Genomic DNA, 17,028 nt, shown 5'->3' on the forward strand with positions numbered 1-17,028 from the left:
TTTGGAGTATATTGACCAATTGAACAAAGCAGTCATTTCAACAAGGGGGAAACAACATTGAGAGAAAGTCTTTTCAAAAAGGAATTGCTGTCTGTTTTGAGGAATAAAAAGCTTCTTATTCCGATTATTGCCGTTCTATTTATTCCGGTATTATACAGCGGGATGTTCCTTTGGGCATTTTGGGATCCGTATGATCATTTGGCAGACTTACCTGTGGCAATTGTGAATGAGGATCAAGGAGCTGACTTTGAAGGGAAAGAGCTTCAGCTCGGGAGTGATCTTGTTGATAAATTAAAGGAAAGTGGAGATTTTAATTTCCAATTTGTTAACAAAGAACAAGGATATAAGGATCTTAAAAATCAAGAGTATTATATGCTGATTGAAATTCCATCAGAATTTTCATCCAATGCTACAACATTGCTTGATGATCATCCTGAAAAGTTAAAGCTTGTTTATGTTCCGAATGAAAGCTATAACTTCCTTTCTTCGCAAATAGGTGAAACTGCTATAGAAAAAATTAAATCATCTATTTCAGAGAAAATAACCGAAACATATGCAGAAACGATGTTTGATAAAGTGACAGAGCTTGCTGATGGAATGGGGCAAGCAAGTGACGGTGCTTCAAAAATAAATGAAGGTGCAGCCGAACTGAAGGACGGTTCTTCTCTTATTTATGAAAAGCTATCTTTATTGGCTAATAAATCCATTGAATTTAATGATGGAGTAGGAAAGATCAATGATGGTTCTAAAGAGTTAGTATCTGGTTCAAAAACGCTTGCAGATGGACTTGGTCAGCTGCAAGAAGGACAGAATACATTACAGTCAGCTTCTGATCAGTTGAAAGCTGGCCATGAGCAATTGGCTGTAGGCATTCATCAGACGAAAGATGGTTTAGGAGCTGTTAATGAAAAGCTTCCAGCTGTTGTTGCTGGTACGGAGCAAATTGGTGCAGGGGCAAAATCATTATCAGCCTCTTTGGAGCAATGGCAATTAGAAGCAGAAAAAGTAAACGGCGGAATGGCTGTGCTTCAGGAAAAATTGCAAGCATTGATTGGTCAGCTTCCTGAAAATTCGCCTCAGCGTTTAGAATTAGAAGGGGCATTGAACCAGCTTAAAACGGGAACAGCTGAACTTGCTGGTGCTGCTGGTCAGCTAGCTAATGGCGGAAATGACATTGCTGTTAAAATTGGCGAGCTGAATGCAGGACAGAAGCAGCTTCAGCAAGGTGTAAATGAGCTGGCAAAAGGCAGCGAAAAGCTTGAGAGTGGAGCACAGGCAGTTTCGAAAGGGCAAAATGAGTTCCAAGCAGGAATGAATACGTTTGGTCAAAAATTCGCAGAAGCGAAAGCAGGTGCGGATCAACTAGCTAATGGATCAACTGTGCTAGCTGGAGGACTTGGGCAATTACAAGATGGTTCTGTTGCTATTAAAGATGGAACAGCACAGCTTAAAGATGGTGCTGAAAAGATCGCAGATGGAACGGTCACATTACATGAAGGCTCAGAGGAACTAGCAAGCAAATTAGGAGATGGAGCTGAAAAGGCATCGTCTGTTCATGCAAATGACGATACATTTAGTATGATGGCAGGACCAGTGAAAGTAGATAATGAAAAGATCAATCAAGTGCCAAACTATGGTACAGGATTTGCTCCATATTTCTTATCTCTAGGATTATTTGTTGGTGCACTCTTGCTTTCCATTGTCTTTCCGTTACGTGAACCAGCAGGAGTACCTAAAAATGGTTTTAGCTGGTTTACTAGTAAATTCCTTATTCTTATGGGGATTGGCGTCATTCAAGCCTTAATCGCCGTGTTGATTATGTTTGTTGGTTTAAAAATTGAAGTGCAAAGTGTACCATTATTTATTCTCTTTGCGATCATTACAAGCTTAACATTCATTACATTGATTCAATTCTTTGTTACTACATTTGGTGATCCTGGACGTTTCATTGCGATCATCATCTTAATTTTACAATTAACAACAAGTGCAGGCACATTCCCACTTGAGTTAATTCCTAATTTCTTACAGCCATTTAGTACGTTCTTGCCAATGACTTACACGGTTTCAGGCTTTAAAGCAGTCATTTCAAGTGGAGACTTTAGCTTTATGTGGCATAATGTAGGAGTATTAGCAATTTTCATTGTCGCATTTATTGCAGGAACCATTGTATTCTTCACAGGTATGCACAAAAAACGCTTTGCAGCTGTAACTGCTACAGAATAAGAAAAGCGTAAGCGGCTTGCTCAGACCCGACAAGCATAAGAAGGGGCGGATGGAAGGTTGTACTGTAACCTTCAAGCCGATCCAGCTTATGACCTCGAGGGTCTAGCCGCTGTAGCTAGACAAAGAAAAGCGTAAGCGGCTTGCTCAGACCCGACAAGCATAAGAAGGGGCGGATGGAAGGTTGTACTGTAACCTTTGGTCAGAATGTCTAATAATCTCGAGCCTCTAGCCGTTAGAAAAAAGAAACCAGCCGTTTTAAATTAAGCGGCTGGTTTTTGTATTTGTAGAAAAATTATAAATCTGAAACACCCATACAATGATCACATTTGTTTCCATAGCATTCATGCTGTTCTTCAATTGGCTTCCCACAGTCAGCACACTGCTTTGCTGGTAAATTTCTAAAGAAATCTAAAATGTTTTGGATCATTTTGAAAGCCTCCCATTGTTTATGTTTGAATAGTAAGATTACTATTATTGTATTATAACAGATTAGGTGTGTCAATTACTGTTTTGATACAAAGTGTGAAATATGAAAAAATAGGCTTATTCATGTATAGTAGTGATGATATTATGTTTTTCATTTTTATAATTAGGTGAAAATAATGAGGAAATGGATAGAAGGAGGAGAAAGAATGAAGTTTACTGTGATTGGCTGCTGGGGTGGGTATCCAAAGGCAGATGAAGCGAGTTCGGGCTATTTACTAGAACATGAGGGATTTAAATTAATGCTCGATTTCGGAAGCGGTGTCCTTGCAAAAATGCAAAAGCTTTTTCAGCCGGAGGAAATTGATGGTCTAATCCTTTCTCATTATCATCCTGATCATATTGCTGATATCGGTGTATTGCAGCATGCTCGTCTCATTCAAGGTTTTTTAGGCAAAAAGACAGAGTGTCTTCCTATTTATGGGCATGAGAAGGATGTACATGAATTTTCGAAATTAACGTATAAAGAGATTACGAAAGGGATTGCTTATCAAGAAGATCAAACTTTAAAAATTGGTCCTTTTACGATACAATTTTTACAGACGGATCATCCGGTCCCATGCTTTGCGATGAGAATTGAGGCGGATGGAAAATCCCTTGTTTACACTGCGGATACATCATATAAAGAAGAATTCGTTCCTTTTAGCAATGAGGCGGATTTATTAGTATGTGAGTGTAATTTTTATAAGCATCAGAATGCCTTGGGAGCAGGGCATATGACAAGCTATGATGCAGGAACTTTAGCACAGAAAGCAAATGTCAAAAAACTTCTGCTTACTCATCTGCCGCATTATGGGAATATAGAGGATTTAAAGGAAGAAGCTGCAGAGATGTATAGTGGGCCAATTGCGCTTGCTTCATATCAATGGTCCGTTAAATTATAAGGAGTGAATCAACATGTTATTTATCGATAACAAAGGAATAACTGATCCAAGAATTAACTTAGCAATTGAAGAGTACGCACTGAAAAATCTAGATATTAACGAAACGTATTTACTTTTTTACATAAATGAGCCATCGATTATCATTGGGAAAAATCAAAATACGATTGAAGAAATTAATACGGAATATGTAGAAGGCAATGGCATTCACGTTGTTCGCCGATTATCAGGCGGTGGAGCTGTGTATCATGATTTAGGAAACTTGAACTTTAGCTTCATTACTAAAGACGATGGAGAAAGCTTTCATAATTTTCGTAAGTTCACTGAACCTGTTGTTGATGCTTTACGTAAGCTTGGCGTAAATGCTGAACTAAGCGGCCGAAATGATCTTACCGTTGAAGGCAGGAAAATTTCTGGAAATGCACAATTCTCCACAAAAGGCAGAATGTTTAGCCATGGTACACTTATGCTAGATTCTGAAATAGACAGTGTTGTTTCCGCATTACGAGTGAAAAAGGATAAAATTGAGTCAAAAGGAATCAAGTCAATTCGTAGCCGTGTCGCTAATATTTCTGAGTTTTTAAATGAAAAAATTTCGATTGAAGAATTCCGTGCCCTTTTACTTGAAAATATTTTCGGTGGCAAGGACCAAATTAAGGAATATGTACTAACAGAGTCTGATTGGGAAAAAATTCACCAATTATCTGAAGAACGGTATCAGAACTGGGATTGGAATTACGGGAAATCGCCAAAATTTAATTTGCAGCATTCCCATCGTTTCCCGGTTGGCGGCCTAGATATTCGACTTGATGTTGATAAAGGAAAAGTGGAAAATTGCAAAATTTACGGTGACTTTTTCGGTGTAGGCGATGTGAGTGACATTGAAAATAAACTAATGGGTGTCCGTTATGAAAAAGCTGAATTAGAAAAAGCACTTGAAGAAATTGATATTAAACATTATTTCGGTAATATTACTAAAGAAGACTTTTTAAATCTAATATACTAAAATTCATGAGAGTGTTCCTTGCGGGGAACGCTTTTTTTAATGAATAGAAGTCAATTAATAAAAAGCTAAAACTTTTTACTATCAATGATGCGTCTTTAAAGTGTATACAAATTAATAGCAATAAAGGAGCCTTTTTGCGAGATGGGAAAGAAAAGTAGATGGAATCAAGACGAAGTTTTTACAAATTTTATTCGCGAGAACAAAGAGAATTTTTATCGGCTAGCCTACAGTTATGTGAAAAATTCTGAGGATGCATTAGATATCGTACAAGATTCGATTCATAAAGCGATCGTCTCTATTGATTCACTGCAGGATTTAAAAACACTAAAAAGCTGGTTTTATCGAATTGTCGTCAATACTTCCTTAGATTTTCTCAGGAAACATAAACGAGTCAGTATTGTTGATGCGGAAACAATGGAATTTATTAGCTCTGGCAATGAAGATCAGTATGAAAATATTGATTTAGAAAGGGCTTTAGATCATTTAGCTCCTGAATACAAAAGCATTATTGTCTTACGTTTTTTTGAGGATATGAAAATCGATGAAGTGGCTGATGTGCTGAATGAAAATGTGAACACGATAAAAACAAGATTGTATAAAGCTTTGAAGCTATTACAGATTGAATTGAAAGACGAAATGATTAAGGGGGCTAACTAGAGTGGACAAAAAATTAGAGGAACTGAAAACAGAGTATAAAAATATTCAAATTCCAGATGAATTGGATCTCGTTGTCGAACGAGCTTTATTAAAAAGTAAGAAAAAGAAAAACGGGTATAAATGGCTGGCTGGGGCGGCTGCAGCGGCAGTTCTTTTTATTGGAGGGTTGAATATTAGCCCAGCTATGGCTAGCAGTTTAGCAGAAATGCCTGTCGTTGGGAGTATAGTAAAGGTATTAACGTTTACAGAATACAAAGTGGATAAAGAAAAATACCAAGCAGATATTAAAGTACCAGCCGTATCAGATTTAGAAAATGGAGATTTAGCTCAAAGTCTGAATGATAAATATTTAAAAGAAGGAAAAGAACTTTATGACGAGTTCATGCTCGAAGTAAAGGAATTAGAGGATAACGGTGGCGGTCATTTAGGCGTTGACAGCGGGTATGAGGTTAAAACGGATAACGAGCAGATTTTGTCAATCGGCAGATATGTTGTCAACACAGTTGCATCATCTTCAACGATTATGAAATATGATACGATTGATAAGAAAAATCAAATTTTATTAAGCTTACCAATGCTATTTACAGATGAAAGCTATGTGAATACAATAAGCGAGAATATCAAAGAACAAATGCGTGAGCAAATGAAGGCGGATGAGAATATAATTTATTGGGTTTCTGGAGCTGGACTTGAAGATGAAGACCTTACTGAGCTTTTCGAAACGATAAACAAAGAGCAAAACTTCTATATTAATAATGAAGGAAAATTAGTGATATCTTTTGATAAGTACGAAGTGGCACCTGGGTATATGGGGGTTGTTGAGTTTATCATTCCGACTGAAGTCATTTTAGACATATTAGTAAGCGATGAGTATATTCATTAATATGAAAACCGAACGGTGGCATCCGTTCGGTTTTTATATTAGTATAAAAATTTTCGTTAATATAATTGTGAATTCCTTGAAAATTAGCATTAAAAACTTTTTTACTTGAATACATAACTTTCTTTCAATATAATATATTTAGAAAATTATTTCTATAATAATGAATGATTGTTCATTCAAGAAAAGGGGGAAAGGATATGAATTTAACAAAACAGCTTCATGAAACAGCACAAATAAAGGGGAGCAAACCAGCTTATTACTTTATGGATCAATCAAGTACATATGCAGAATTGGATGCGGCGGTTACGAAATTTGCTTCTGGCCTTGAACAATTAGGGGTAGAAAAAGGGGATCATATTGCCTTATTGTTAGGGAATTCGCCACACTTTGTAATCGCTTTACACGGAGCGCTCCGTCTTGGAGCAACCATTATACCAGTTAACCCAATCTATACACCTGATGAAATTGGTTACATCGTTAATAATGGAGATGTTAAAGCAGTTGTCGCCCTTGATTTACTACTTCCATTAGTTGAAAAAATGCATCCAGCTTTGCCGAAAGTAGAGAACTATATTATTTGTGAAACACCTCAAGGAAAGGAATCAGGCGTTGATGTAACTGCTCTGTCTGTATTTCCTAAATTGAAATCGTTTTCACAAGTGTTGGGATCAGGTGACCTTGGCTTTACAGGACCAGAATTAGAAGACGATGAAGTGGCAATTATTCTTTATACTTCGGGTACAACAGGTAAACCAAAGGGTGCAATGCTGACACATAAAAATCTTTATAGCAATGCGAAGGATGTTAGCGATTATTTACATATGAATGAAGAGGATCGTGTCGTAACAACCTTACCGATGTTCCATGTTTTTTGTTTAACAGTTGCCTTGAATGCGCCGCTGATGAATGGTGCAACAATCATAATTGACCCGAAATTCAGTCCAAAGGAAATGTTCAGACTTGTTGAGACGTATAAGCCAACTGTTTTTGCTGGTGTCCCAACGATGTATAATTTCCTCCTTCAATATGCCGAAAGCTATGGTGGGGATTTACGCTCGCTAAGGCTTTGTATTTCAGGCGGATCAGCGATGCCAGTTGCGCTCTTAAAGAACTTTGAACAGAAATTTAATGTCCTGATTTCTGAAGGATATGGACTTTCAGAAGCATCACCTGTCACATGCTTCAACCCATTAGATCGACCAAGAAAAGCAGGCTCTATCGGTCAATCGATTGTAAATGTAGAGAATAAAATTGTTAATGAGCTTGGTGAAGAGGTTCCTGTCGGTGAAGTAGGGGAATTGATTGTCCGTGGCCCAAATGTAATGAAGGGCTACTACAAAATGCCTGAAGAATCAGCTGCAACGATTAAGGAGGGCTGGCTATATACGGGGGATTTAGCCCGAATGGATGAGGAAGGCTACTTCTATATCGTTGATCGGAAAAAGGAGTTAATTATTGTCGGTGGCTATAATGTGTATCCAAGGGAAGTAGAAGAGGTGCTTTATGATCATCCGGATGTCGTAGAAGCAGCTGCAATTGGTGTTCCAGATCCTAATCTAGGCGAAGCAGTTAAATGTTATGTCGTAAAGAAGAATCCTAGTTTAACTGAAGCAAATCTTCAAGAATATTGTGCCCAGCATTTAGCGAAATATAAGTTGCCATCTTCAATTGAATTTTTGGAGGAGCTTCCTAAAAATACGACAGGAAAAATCTTGCGAAGAGCTTTGAAAACTCAGGTTTTACAATAAAAATTCGTATTCTATTTTAATTAACCATTAGAAACAGGCAGACGGGCTTGTTTCTTTTTTTCTGAAATTTTGAAAGGATTTTCGAGAATTTTCGCGAATTGGAACATGTAGTTAATAAAAGGGGGCGGATTTACTTTGAGTTCAATTGCTGTTGAATTAAAAGAACATATTGCATTAGTAACGATCAATCGTCCAGATGCATTGAATGCATTTAATTATGAAACGTTATCCGAGCTTCAAGCTTTGGTTGAGAAATTACGAACAGATCTTGAGGTTCGAGTTGTAATTTTTACAGGAGCAGGTGAAAAGGCATTTAGTGTTGGAGCAGATTTGAAGGAGCGCAAAACGTTATCAGACGTGGAAGTGCGCCGAAATATTTATAAGATTGGCGAAGTGTTTTCACTTATTGATCAGCTTCCACAGCCAACGATTGCTGCGATAAATGGCTTTGCTTTTGGAGGAGGAATGGAATTAGCCTTATCATGTGATTTCAGAGTGGCTGTTGCAGGTACATCAATGGGACTGACTGAAACAAGTTTAGCAATCATTCCCGGTGCGGGTGGAACGCAAAGGCTGCCTAGATTGATCGGCCAGGCAAAGGCACTTGAATTAATTTTAACAGCGAAGCGTTTGTGCTCAGAGGAAGCATTCGAGTACGGTTTATTAACGAAAGTAGCTGACCGGGAAAACTTACTGGATTCATGTTTCGAGCTTGCAGAGCAAATGCTAGCCAATGGACCGTTAGCACTTCAGCAGGCAAAGTTTGCTGTTAAGCAAGGAATGAATGTGGACTTGCAGACTGGACTACAAATTGAAAGAAAAGCTTATGAGGTCATCATTCCGACAGAAGATCGGGTCGAAGCACTTCAAGCTTTTGCAGAAAAAAGAAAGCCAGAATTTAAGGGGAAATAAAGACACGGCCATTGCAGCCGTGTTTTTTTGTGGAGAATTGGTGGTTAGGAGATATTTATGGTGGCGGAAAAAGGAGTGGCTGGAAAATCGGTAGTTAAGAGATGTTTAAAACTCCCGGAAAAAGGAGCGACTGAAAAATAGGTAGTTAAGAGGCGATCATAACTCCCGAAAAAAGGAGTGACTGAAAAATAGGTAGTTAAGAGGCGATCATAACTCCCGGAAAAAGGAGTGACTGAAAAATAGGTAGTTAAGAGGCGTTTAAAACTCCCGAAAAAAGGAGTGACTGAAAAATAGGTAGTTAAGAGGCGTTTAAAACTCCCGAAAAAAGGAGTGACTGAAAAATAGGTAGTTAAAGAGGTGTTTAAAACTCCCGAAAAAAGGAGTGACTAGAAAATAGGTAGTTAAGAGGCGTTTAAAACTCCCGAAAAAAGGAGTGACTAGAAAATCGGTAGTTAAGAGATGTTTATACCGCTCGAAATCAGGAGCAAGCAAAAATTACTAGCTACAAGTTCCTCAAAGAAAGTGCAATCATCTTAGTCGTTTATTTTAATAATTTTTTGAAAATAATAAAAAGTACTTGATATTTTCGCTTTATTAGATTTATAATTTAGTGAATAAAAGCATAAAAGCGTTTAAGTGTAAAAGGGGTGCGGAAAATGATAAAACAATTAAAAGTACTAGCTGCTGCTAGTTTAGTAGGCATTGCATTATTGAGTGGCTGTGGAAGTGAAAGCACAGAAGGAAATGAAACAGATAGCGGAAAGGAAAAAACGTTCAAGATTGGCTTAACCCAATTTGCTGAACACCCATCTCTTGATGCAGCAACAGAAGGATTTAAAAAGGCATTAGAAGATGAAGGATTTAAAGAGGGAGAGAATGTTGAATACAATTTCCAAAACGCACAAGCAGATATGAACAACACTCAGACAATTGCCAATAACTTTGTCGGCGATAAGGTGGATTTAATCTTCGCGAACGCTACACCAAGTGCTGTCAGTGCATTAAATGCAACAAAGGATATCCCTATTCTCTTCACAGCTGTAACCGATCCAGTAGGAGCAGGATTAGTAGAAGCCTTGGACAAGCCAGGAACTAATATTACGGGAACGACTGACAATCACCCTGAAGGAACAGCCAAGACCATTCAGTTTATTGTTGAAGAGGCAGGGGCAAAAAGTATCGGTGTCATCTACAATGCGGGGGAGCAAAACTCTGAAGTACAAGTCGATCAAGTTGAAGAGCTCGCTAAAGGGCTAGGTGCTTCGATTGTGAAAGCATCAGTATCCACTTCTGCCGAGGTGAAGCAGGCTGCTGAATCATTAGTTGGACGAGTCGATGCCATTTATGTACCAACTGATAACACCGTCGTATCCGCATTAGAATCTGTTATTTCTGTTGCTAATGGCGAGAAAATCCCGCTATTTGTTGGAGAATTAGATTCGATGGAGCGCGGTGCAATCGCCGCAAGCGGATTTAGCTACTTTGATTTAGGCTACCAAACAGGTAAAATGGCAGCGGACATTTTGAATGACAATAAAAAGATCGCTGATATTCCAGTCGAGCTGCCTGGAAGCTTAAAGCTTGTCATTAATAAAAAAGCTGCTGAAGAGCAAGGGCTTGAAGTAAAACAAGAATGGGGAAATATTGCTGAATTTTTTGAAGGTAAATAAAATTAATTTGCTAGTTTTGCAAAGTGATAGAGAGGAAGAGAAGTATGCCAACAGCCATTTTCGGTTCAATTGAAGCAGGTGCCATCTATGCATTAATGGCATTAGGCGTCTACCTATCTTTTAGAATACTCGATTTTCCTGACCTTACTGTAGATGGAAGCTTTGTAACAGGTGCTGCGGTTGCAGCAGTTCTTATTGTCGGCGGAACTAATCCGTATGTTGCTACGCTCCTTGCAGTGTGTGCCGGTTTTGTCGCTGGATGTATAACAGGGCTTCTCCATACGAAGGGAAAAATCAATCCGCTTTTATCCGGAATTCTCATGATGATTGCCTTATATTCGATTAATTTGCGAATCATGGGAAAATCGAATGTTCCGCTCCTTGCAGAAGAGACGGTGATCACAAAATTAACGGCATTTTGGCAAAGTCTTGGATTGGATAAGCCGCTGCAAGCATTATCTTCGGTAACAGGCTTTGAACCGAAAACATGGGGAATTCTCTTCCTTATGCTTATTCTCGCATTTGTCGTAAAAGTCATCATTGACCTATTTTTAAAAACAGATATCGGCCTTGCGATTCGAGCAACAGGTAATAATGAAACGATGATTCGCAGCTTTTCAGCAGATACTGATTTATTAAAAATCATGGGCCTTGGAATTTCGAATGCGCTAGTTGCCTTTTCTGGAGCGTTAATTGCTCAATACAACGGGTTTAGTGACGTTGGCATGGGAATAGGCATGATTGTCATCGGTCTAGCTTCCGTCATTATCGGTGAAGCCATTTTTGGGGCGAAAACGATTGTTCGAGCGACCTTGGCTGTCATCGGCGGCGCCATTTTATACAGAATCATTGTTACAGCTGCTCTTCGCGTTGATTTTCTTGAGGCAGGAGACATGAAGCTTATTACTGCTTTAATTGTTGTTTGTGCACTCATCATTCCGAAAGTGCTTGAAAAGCAAAAAGAAAGACAGCGGAAAAAGCGTCGGGTACTCCAGTCAAAACAAACAACATACGAGGGTGGTGAACAGCTTGCTGCAATTAAAACAGATTCATAAGATTTTTAATGAAGGAACGCCAGATGAGAAAATAGCACTTCAGCGCATGGATTTGCATCTTAAGCCTGGTGACTTTATGACCGTAATCGGCAGTAATGGAGCAGGGAAATCAACCCTCATGAATTTGATCTCTGGAAAAATGATTCCTGATGTTGGCGAAGTAGTTATTGATGGAAAAGATGTCACAATGGCAAAGGAACATAAACGTTCCAGATTGATTGGCCGTGTCTTTCAGGACCCGATGGCTGGAACAGCACCAGCCATGACGATTGAGGAAAACCTGGCAATTGCTTATTCACGAACGACTTCCCGTGGTTTTAAAAAAGGTGTTTCGAAAACTAGAAGGAGTTTCTTTCAAGAGAAGCTTGAATCACTGCATCTCGGGTTGGAAAATCGCCTGCAGGCAAAGGTCGGCTTTTTATCAGGCGGAGAAAGGCAGGCACTCTCCTTATTGATGGCGACCTTCACTGAACCGAAAATTCTCCTGCTTGATGAACATACCGCCGCCCTTGATCCAGCCCGTGCCGAGCTGATTACGGCTTTAACGAAAGAAATTGTTCAATCCTATCAGTTAACGACTTTGATGGTTACTCATAATATGCAGCAAGCATTGGACCTTGGCAATCGGCTCATTATGATGGACAAAGGCCAGCTTATTTTCCAAGCAAATGAAGAACAAAAAGAAAACTTAACCGTTGAGAAGCTATTAGCAGAATTTCAACGAATCCGCGGGGAGAAAATGAGCAGTGATAAAGCAGTTCTTATTTAATTGAAATAGAGGATCGGAATAAAGTGAGCTAGAATGAAAAAGGCATATCACGCAAATGGTGATATGCCTTGCCGTTTTCTCTACGGATAGTACATAACTAACTGAAGTCTAATGACCTCATCTCCACTATTTTTATACGTGTGTGTCTTGTTTGCTAAAAAGCGAATGGAGTTGCCTTGCTGGATTTGGAGTTGTTGGTCACCAATATACATATCTAGCTTGCCATTCATGACGGTGACGTATTCTTCTACTCCATCATTATGCTTATCTGCAGTATGCTGACAGTCAGGCTCGATTTCTACGATGAATAGTTCAAACTTCTTCCGTGGGTCAAATGGAAATATTGGATAAACACGATAATCTCCATTACATTCGACAATTGGTGAAATCTTTGTTAAATCTACATGAAGAACATCAGAAGGCTTTTCACTAATTAAGGATGAAAAAGAAACTTGTAGCCCGCTCGCAATTTTCCACAATGTTGTCACTGTAGGATTCGATTCTCCACGTTCAATTTGTCCAAGCATCGCCTTACTGACCCCAGTTATTTCAGCAGTCGTATCTAGACTGTACCCCCTTGTTTTTCTAATATTCTTTAAGTTGACCCCAATATTCTTTTGAATATTTTCCATTATTTCCTCCAGAATGATTGTTTATTATAACGCACATATGTATAATATAACTAATATGTTGTCTTTTATACTATCTATTATAGCTATTATAGTATACTTTTTTTAAAAAAAGTTCGCAAAATAATGAAGGCGGTGAAATGTTTGGCAGAACTAACTGTAAATAAGTCTGCATCAGAATTTAGAAAAGGGTTTCAGGCGGCAATAAGTATTGCGATTGGGTATGCACCGGTTGCTTTAACCTTCGGGCTGTTGGCTAAAACGACGGGTCTTTCCATTGGAGAAACGGTTTTAATGAGCTTAGTCGTATATGCAGGTGCATCTCAATATATGTCACTTAGCCTTCTTACACTTGGCACAGGGATGATTGAAATCGTTCTAACAACCTTCATCGTAAATATTAGGCATTTTCTTATGTCTACAGTTATTAATGATAAAAGTGAGGAGGATCATCTATTTAATAAAGCGATGTATTCGTTTGGGATTACAGATGAAACCTTTTCTGTTGCATCAATGAAAGAAGGACGCTTAACTACAGGATTTATGTTTGGACTGAACCTGTTATCCTATATGAGCTGGGTGATTTGTTCAGGAATCGGCTATGTCATTGGTGCAAGCCTTCCTCAAACATTACAGGAAAGCATGTCGATTGCTCTGTATGCTATGTTTATCGGTTTATTAGTTCCTTCCATGAAAAAAAGCATCAAGATTGTTTTTCTTGCTGTAGTAGCAGGCTGCTTTAATACAGTTTTTACTATTACTAATGCTTTGTCAACAGGATGGGCAATTGTGGTGGCTACCCTTCTTTCTGCTATAATCATCGAGCTAATTGAGGGCTTAAAAAAGAAGCAGAGGGGGAATGAGCATGACTAGCGAAATGGTCTGGATGATAGTTGGGATGGGCGTAGTTACGTTTATTCCAAGAATGCTTCCCTTTGTTCTTTTTAAAGGGAAGGAATTACCTCAATTTCTACAAGGTGTATTGAAAAATGTCCCATCTGCTACATTAGGTGCACTGATCTTTCCTGGTGTATTTTTCATTCAAGAAGATATATGGTTTGGTTTATTTGGTGCGGCAGCTGCCTTTGTGATTGCCTACTTAGGTGCGAATGTAATTGTCGTTGTATTAGGGGCGATTGCCGTCTTATCTGTTTATTCATTTTTCCTATAACTGTCTTTATGCCCGTTCAAGTCTTGAAAACAGCTAGTTTTCTAAGAAAATTGGTTTTTCAATTGGAGAAAACGTACAAACTATAATGTAGTCTGCTTATTTCATAAGACAAGTAGTTCTAAAAAAATAAGTTTATACTACACTTAATATAGAAGGGCTGTACAGATGGGGGGAGTGAAATGGCAAGGAAAATTGGTTTTTACGGTGTTCTCGCTTATGTGTTATATGGGCTGTTTTTTTATTGGTACTTGTTTCATTTTGCAGATACAAGTTTGCAATTTGAGTATGAAGGATCGAAGGCAGATCCTGCTACATTCCTCAATGGAAGAGAGCTTATGTTAAGTGAAGAATACTCGAAAATAAGAAATTTATTGTTTTTCCTTTCAACACCGTTTGAATGGCTATTTTATCTTTTTATTCTTCTGCTTGGTTTCGGAAATGCTTTTAAAAAGTGGGCGGGACAATCTACTAAATTTAAACTTGTACAGACTGCGATTTATTTATTCTGGCTTTCGCTTTTTGCATTTCTTGCAACAACACCAATCAGTTACATTAGTTATGCCTTATCAAAAAGCTATAATATTTCTACACAAAGCTTTAGTAGTTGGATGAAGGATGAACTGATTGATTTTTGGGTCAATTTTGGGATGATGATTATAATTGTTGGGGTCCTTTATTGGCTGATTAATAAAAGCAGTAAAAGATGGTGGCTTTATGCATGGCTGCTGTCTATTCCATTTACATTATTTCTCATGTTTTTGCAGCCTGTGATTATCGACCCACTCTATAACGATTTTTATCCTTTGAAAGATAAAGAACTTGAAGCGAAGATTTTAGCACTTGCAGATAAAGCTGATATTCCAGCTGAACATGTTTTTGAAGTCAATATGGCGGAAAAAACGAATGCATTAAATGCTTATGTTAATGGAATCGGGTCGAATTCTAGAATTGTCCTTTGGGACACAACATTAAATCGATTGAATGATGAGCAAATTTTATTTATAATGGCGCATGAAATGGCTCATTATGTAGAAAAACATATTTATTTTGGCATTGCTGGTTACTTGCTTCTATCTCTCGTTGGTCTTTATTTAACAGCTAGAATAATGGAGTATGTCATTGGCAGATGGGGGAATGTACTTAAGATTCCTCAAGTGAATGATATTCGTTCCTTGCCATTGTTTTTAATGATTCTTTCGATGCTTTTATTTATCTCCAGTCCATTATCAAATTTTGTCTCTCGTTATCAGGAATTGCGTGCAGACCAGTTTGCAATTGAAATGACTAGGGACACGCAAGCTGGGATCGAGACCTTTCAAGAATTGACCCGAGCGGGACTAAGTCAAGTAAATCCACCGCTGCTAGTGAAAATCTTTCGCTATGGACACCCAACGATGCTCGAACGAATCTCGATGATTGAGGAGTTTGAAATAAATAATAAAGTGAAGGAAACCAAGTAATGTTGCTTGGTTTTTTTTGAATAAAAAATCTCTCGCTGCTAAGTTGAGCGAGAGATTTCCAGTTGATTATGTGCCGAATTGTTTAGAAATTTCCTTATATTGTTTGGACAGATGAAGGAACGCTGATTTATTGCCAGTGTCAAGGGCTTTGTTGATTTCTTTCATTAGTCTTGCTCTTTCCTTTGTCAGCAATACTTCTGATAGCAGCATGTCAATGTAAAGATCTAATACATAGGATTCTTTTAATTTCTTTTTCCTCATAGCACTTTTTTTCATCAGCTCTGTGTATGATTTTTCATTCATGAAAATCACCTCAATGCTTTTTATTATTATATGGGGTAATCATGAAATATTAACTTAATTTTGAATCTTTTGAAAATATTTTTTAAAATGAATTTTGAACAAATTAGTAACATTTAGTAAAAAATGAAAATTATTGTCGAAAAGCTGATATGATGAAGTGGCATATTAAAAATTGAGGAGATGATCAAATGAACGGCCAAGCGATTCCCCCTTTAATTGATGAATATGAAATCAATCCGAATACGATGGTTGTGATGCCATTGTCATATGGTGCGAAGATTTATTCGCAAATTTGGGAACTTGAGGATGAATATGTTTCCCCATTTAAACCCATTGAAATTATTAAGAAGAGCTGCACCTTTTTCGGATCAAGCTATGAAGGTCGCAAAGAGGGAACTAGACAGTTAACAGGAATTACCCACAAAGCACCAATTACTATTGACCCCACTAACTTCATTTATTTTTTTCCAACAACTTCAGCGAGCAATTCACAATGCATATGGATTTCAACGGAACATATTTTTTCTTACAACCGTGTTGATCGGGCAAAAACAGAGATAATATTTAAGAATAAACGATCATATGTCGTACCTGTGTCATTTAATACAATCAATAATCAAATTTTAAGAACAGCGCTATTGAAAACGACTTTAATTAGAAGAATTGAAGATTCGGAGCGTAAGGCATTATACTTTTTTAGTCATAAAAAGGTGATGAATGCATCCGAACGAGGAAGTCATTATCGTACAAGAGAGATGGGGGACTAAGAGGGCATGTTTTTTCATCATGCTTTCTTAGTCCTCGAATCTTTTTCTAGATGACGCTTAAATAAATAATAGTCCATTAGTTCTTGAACTTTATTGCGAATGCGAGGATTGAAGTAATTAAGATGCTCTTCATGTCCTTTATAGTGAAAAAGGAACATAGTAAAGGCCTCATCACGCTTCACCTGGTGTACCTTAAGTGTATTAGACTTCATATAACGTTTAACTTCTTCTAATTCCTTTTGAATGACTTGTATTGTTTCTTCAACTAAATTTAAATAAGGTTGTGTAAGTTTAAAGGGGCTTTTATTAAAAACAAGCAGATCCCGGTTCAAAACTGTGAGTAACATTGGCAAATAAAATGCTTGCTCCATGATGATGCGCTCTCCCTCAGGAATTCTTGTCATTTCCAAT

General features: G+C 37.9%; 18 protein-coding genes. 14 read left to right on the plus strand and 4 right to left on the minus strand.

The window, feature by feature from the left end:
* Positions 1–57 precede the first annotated feature (57 nt).
* A complete protein-coding gene (locus J2Z40_RS08135) occupies positions 58–2,223 on the plus strand; it encodes a YhgE/Pip domain-containing protein (protein ID WP_066392634.1) in 2,166 nt (721 codons plus the stop codon).
* Between the two features lie 292 nt (positions 2,224–2,515).
* Here J2Z40_RS08135 and yhfH read toward each other — a convergent pair whose 3' ends face one another.
* Positions 2,516–2,650, minus strand: coding sequence for a protein YhfH (gene yhfH, locus J2Z40_RS08140; protein WP_066392637.1), 135 nt, complete (start codon positions 2,648–2,650; stop codon positions 2,516–2,518).
* Between the two features lie 205 nt (positions 2,651–2,855).
* On the opposite strand from yhfH, the gene J2Z40_RS08145 reads away from it, so the two are divergent.
* From J2Z40_RS08145 to J2Z40_RS08185, 9 genes are all read left to right on the plus strand, one after another.
* Complete coding sequence (locus J2Z40_RS08145) at positions 2,856–3,590, plus strand: MBL fold metallo-hydrolase (protein ID WP_066392639.1); 735 nt, start codon at positions 2,856–2,858, stop codon at positions 3,588–3,590.
* 13 nt (positions 3,591–3,603) lie between these two features.
* On the plus strand, positions 3,604–4,593 hold the full coding sequence (gene lplA / locus J2Z40_RS08150) for a lipoate--protein ligase (RefSeq protein ID WP_066392640.1): 990 nt from the start codon (positions 3,604–3,606) through the stop codon (positions 4,591–4,593).
* A gap of 141 nt (positions 4,594–4,734) precedes the next feature.
* Positions 4,735–5,250: an RNA polymerase sigma factor SigV gene (locus tag J2Z40_RS08155; RefSeq protein ID WP_066392643.1), complete on the plus strand. Its 516-nt coding sequence runs from the start codon at positions 4,735–4,737 to the stop codon at positions 5,248–5,250.
* 1 nt (position 5,251) lies between these two features.
* On the plus strand, positions 5,252–6,133 hold the full coding sequence (rsiV, locus tag J2Z40_RS08160) for an anti-sigma-V factor RsiV (RefSeq protein WP_066392645.1): 882 nt from the start codon (positions 5,252–5,254) through the stop codon (positions 6,131–6,133).
* 197 nt (positions 6,134–6,330) lie between these two features.
* The gene (locus J2Z40_RS08165; protein WP_066392647.1) at positions 6,331–7,881 is read left to right on the plus strand and encodes a fatty acid--CoA ligase family protein; all 1,551 of its coding nucleotides are present in this window, start codon (positions 6,331–6,333) and stop codon (positions 7,879–7,881) included.
* A gap of 135 nt (positions 7,882–8,016) precedes the next feature.
* Complete coding sequence (locus J2Z40_RS08170) at positions 8,017–8,793, plus strand: enoyl-CoA hydratase-related protein (RefSeq protein ID WP_066392649.1); 777 nt, start codon at positions 8,017–8,019, stop codon at positions 8,791–8,793.
* Positions 8,794–9,449: 656 nt separating this feature from the next.
* The gene (locus J2Z40_RS08175) at positions 9,450–10,463 is read left to right on the plus strand and encodes an ABC transporter substrate-binding protein (RefSeq protein WP_066392651.1); all 1,014 of its coding nucleotides are present in this window, start codon (positions 9,450–9,452) and stop codon (positions 10,461–10,463) included.
* Positions 10,464–10,507: 44 nt separating this feature from the next.
* Entirely contained in the window at positions 10,508–11,518 is a 1,011-nt protein-coding gene (locus J2Z40_RS08180) for an ABC transporter permease (protein WP_066392653.1), read from the plus strand.
* Positions 11,493–12,287: an ABC transporter ATP-binding protein gene (locus J2Z40_RS08185; protein ID WP_066392655.1), complete on the plus strand. Its 795-nt coding sequence runs from the start codon at positions 11,493–11,495 to the stop codon at positions 12,285–12,287. Before J2Z40_RS08180 ends, J2Z40_RS08185 begins: the two co-directional genes overlap by 26 nt.
* 80 nt (positions 12,288–12,367) lie before the next feature.
* On the opposite strand, the gene J2Z40_RS08190 is transcribed toward J2Z40_RS08185, so the two are convergent.
* Positions 12,368–12,919 carry a helix-turn-helix domain-containing protein gene (locus J2Z40_RS08190; RefSeq protein ID WP_066392660.1) on the minus strand — a complete coding sequence of 184 codons (552 nt, stop codon included), beginning with the start codon at positions 12,917–12,919 and terminating at the stop codon, positions 12,368–12,370.
* Positions 12,920–13,060: 141 nt separating this feature from the next.
* Here J2Z40_RS08190 and J2Z40_RS08195 point away from each other — a divergent pair, with 141 nt between their 5' ends.
* From J2Z40_RS08195 to J2Z40_RS08205, 3 genes are all read left to right on the plus strand, one after another.
* Complete coding sequence (locus J2Z40_RS08195; protein WP_066392662.1) at positions 13,061–13,789, plus strand: AzlC family ABC transporter permease; 729 nt, start codon at positions 13,061–13,063, stop codon at positions 13,787–13,789.
* Positions 13,782–14,087 (plus strand): AzlD domain-containing protein, encoded by a 306-nt coding sequence (locus J2Z40_RS08200; RefSeq protein WP_066392663.1) that lies wholly within the window; start codon positions 13,782–13,784, stop codon positions 14,085–14,087. Before J2Z40_RS08195 ends, J2Z40_RS08200 begins: the two co-directional genes overlap by 8 nt.
* A 179-nt stretch (positions 14,088–14,266) precedes the next feature.
* Entirely contained in the window at positions 14,267–15,547 is a 1,281-nt protein-coding gene (locus J2Z40_RS08205) for a M48 family metallopeptidase (protein WP_066392667.1), read from the plus strand.
* A gap of 66 nt (positions 15,548–15,613) precedes the next feature.
* Here the strand turns inward: J2Z40_RS08205 and J2Z40_RS08210 are convergent, their stop codons facing one another.
* Positions 15,614–15,850 (minus strand): IDEAL domain-containing protein, encoded by a 237-nt coding sequence (locus J2Z40_RS08210; RefSeq protein ID WP_066392669.1) that lies wholly within the window; start codon positions 15,848–15,850, stop codon positions 15,614–15,616.
* Positions 15,851–16,038: 188 nt separating this feature from the next.
* On the opposite strand from J2Z40_RS08210, the gene J2Z40_RS08215 reads away from it, so the two are divergent.
* Positions 16,039–16,617, plus strand: a complete 579-nt coding sequence (locus J2Z40_RS08215) for a competence protein ComK (protein ID WP_066392673.1) — start codon at positions 16,039–16,041, stop codon at positions 16,615–16,617.
* Between the two features lie 17 nt (positions 16,618–16,634).
* Here the strand turns inward: J2Z40_RS08215 and J2Z40_RS08220 are convergent, their stop codons facing one another.
* A complete protein-coding gene (locus J2Z40_RS08220; protein ID WP_066392679.1) occupies positions 16,635–17,021 on the minus strand; it encodes a YhjD family protein in 387 nt (128 codons plus the stop codon).
* Positions 17,022–17,028: the final 7 nt, after the last annotated feature.

Source organism: Cytobacillus eiseniae (assembly GCF_017874625.1).
Classification (GTDB): domain Bacteria; phylum Bacillota; class Bacilli; order Bacillales; family Cytobacillaceae; genus Cytobacillus; species Cytobacillus eiseniae.

Excerpts from the sequence above, each read along its gene's own strand:
- J2Z40_RS08220 (WP_066392679.1), bottom strand. The coding sequence starts at position 17,021 with ATGACAAGAATTCCTGAGGGAGAGCGCATCATCATGGAGCAAGCATTT.
- J2Z40_RS08175 (WP_066392651.1), top strand. The coding sequence starts at position 9,450 with ATGATAAAACAATTAAAAGTACTAGCTGCTGCTAGTTTAGTAGGCATT.
- J2Z40_RS08210 (WP_066392669.1), bottom strand. The coding sequence starts at position 15,850 with ATGAATGAAAAATCATACACAGAGCTGATGAAAAAAAGTGCTATGAGG.
- J2Z40_RS08145 (WP_066392639.1), top strand. The coding sequence starts at position 2,856 with ATGAAGTTTACTGTGATTGGCTGCTGGGGTGGGTATCCAAAGGCAGAT.
- J2Z40_RS08155 (WP_066392643.1), top strand. The coding sequence starts at position 4,735 with ATGGGAAAGAAAAGTAGATGGAATCAAGACGAAGTTTTTACAAATTTT.
- yhfH (WP_066392637.1), bottom strand. The coding sequence starts at position 2,650 with ATGATCCAAAACATTTTAGATTTCTTTAGAAATTTACCAGCAAAGCAG.
- J2Z40_RS08165 (WP_066392647.1), top strand. The coding sequence starts at position 6,331 with ATGAATTTAACAAAACAGCTTCATGAAACAGCACAAATAAAGGGGAGC.
- J2Z40_RS08215 (WP_066392673.1), top strand. The coding sequence starts at position 16,039 with ATGAACGGCCAAGCGATTCCCCCTTTAATTGATGAATATGAAATCAAT.
- lplA (WP_066392640.1), top strand. The coding sequence starts at position 3,604 with ATGTTATTTATCGATAACAAAGGAATAACTGATCCAAGAATTAACTTA.
- J2Z40_RS08205 (WP_066392667.1), top strand. The coding sequence starts at position 14,267 with ATGGCAAGGAAAATTGGTTTTTACGGTGTTCTCGCTTATGTGTTATAT.
- J2Z40_RS08180 (WP_066392653.1), top strand. The coding sequence starts at position 10,508 with ATGCCAACAGCCATTTTCGGTTCAATTGAAGCAGGTGCCATCTATGCA.
- J2Z40_RS08190 (WP_066392660.1), bottom strand. The coding sequence starts at position 12,919 with ATGGAAAATATTCAAAAGAATATTGGGGTCAACTTAAAGAATATTAGA.
- J2Z40_RS08200 (WP_066392663.1), top strand. The coding sequence starts at position 13,782 with ATGACTAGCGAAATGGTCTGGATGATAGTTGGGATGGGCGTAGTTACG.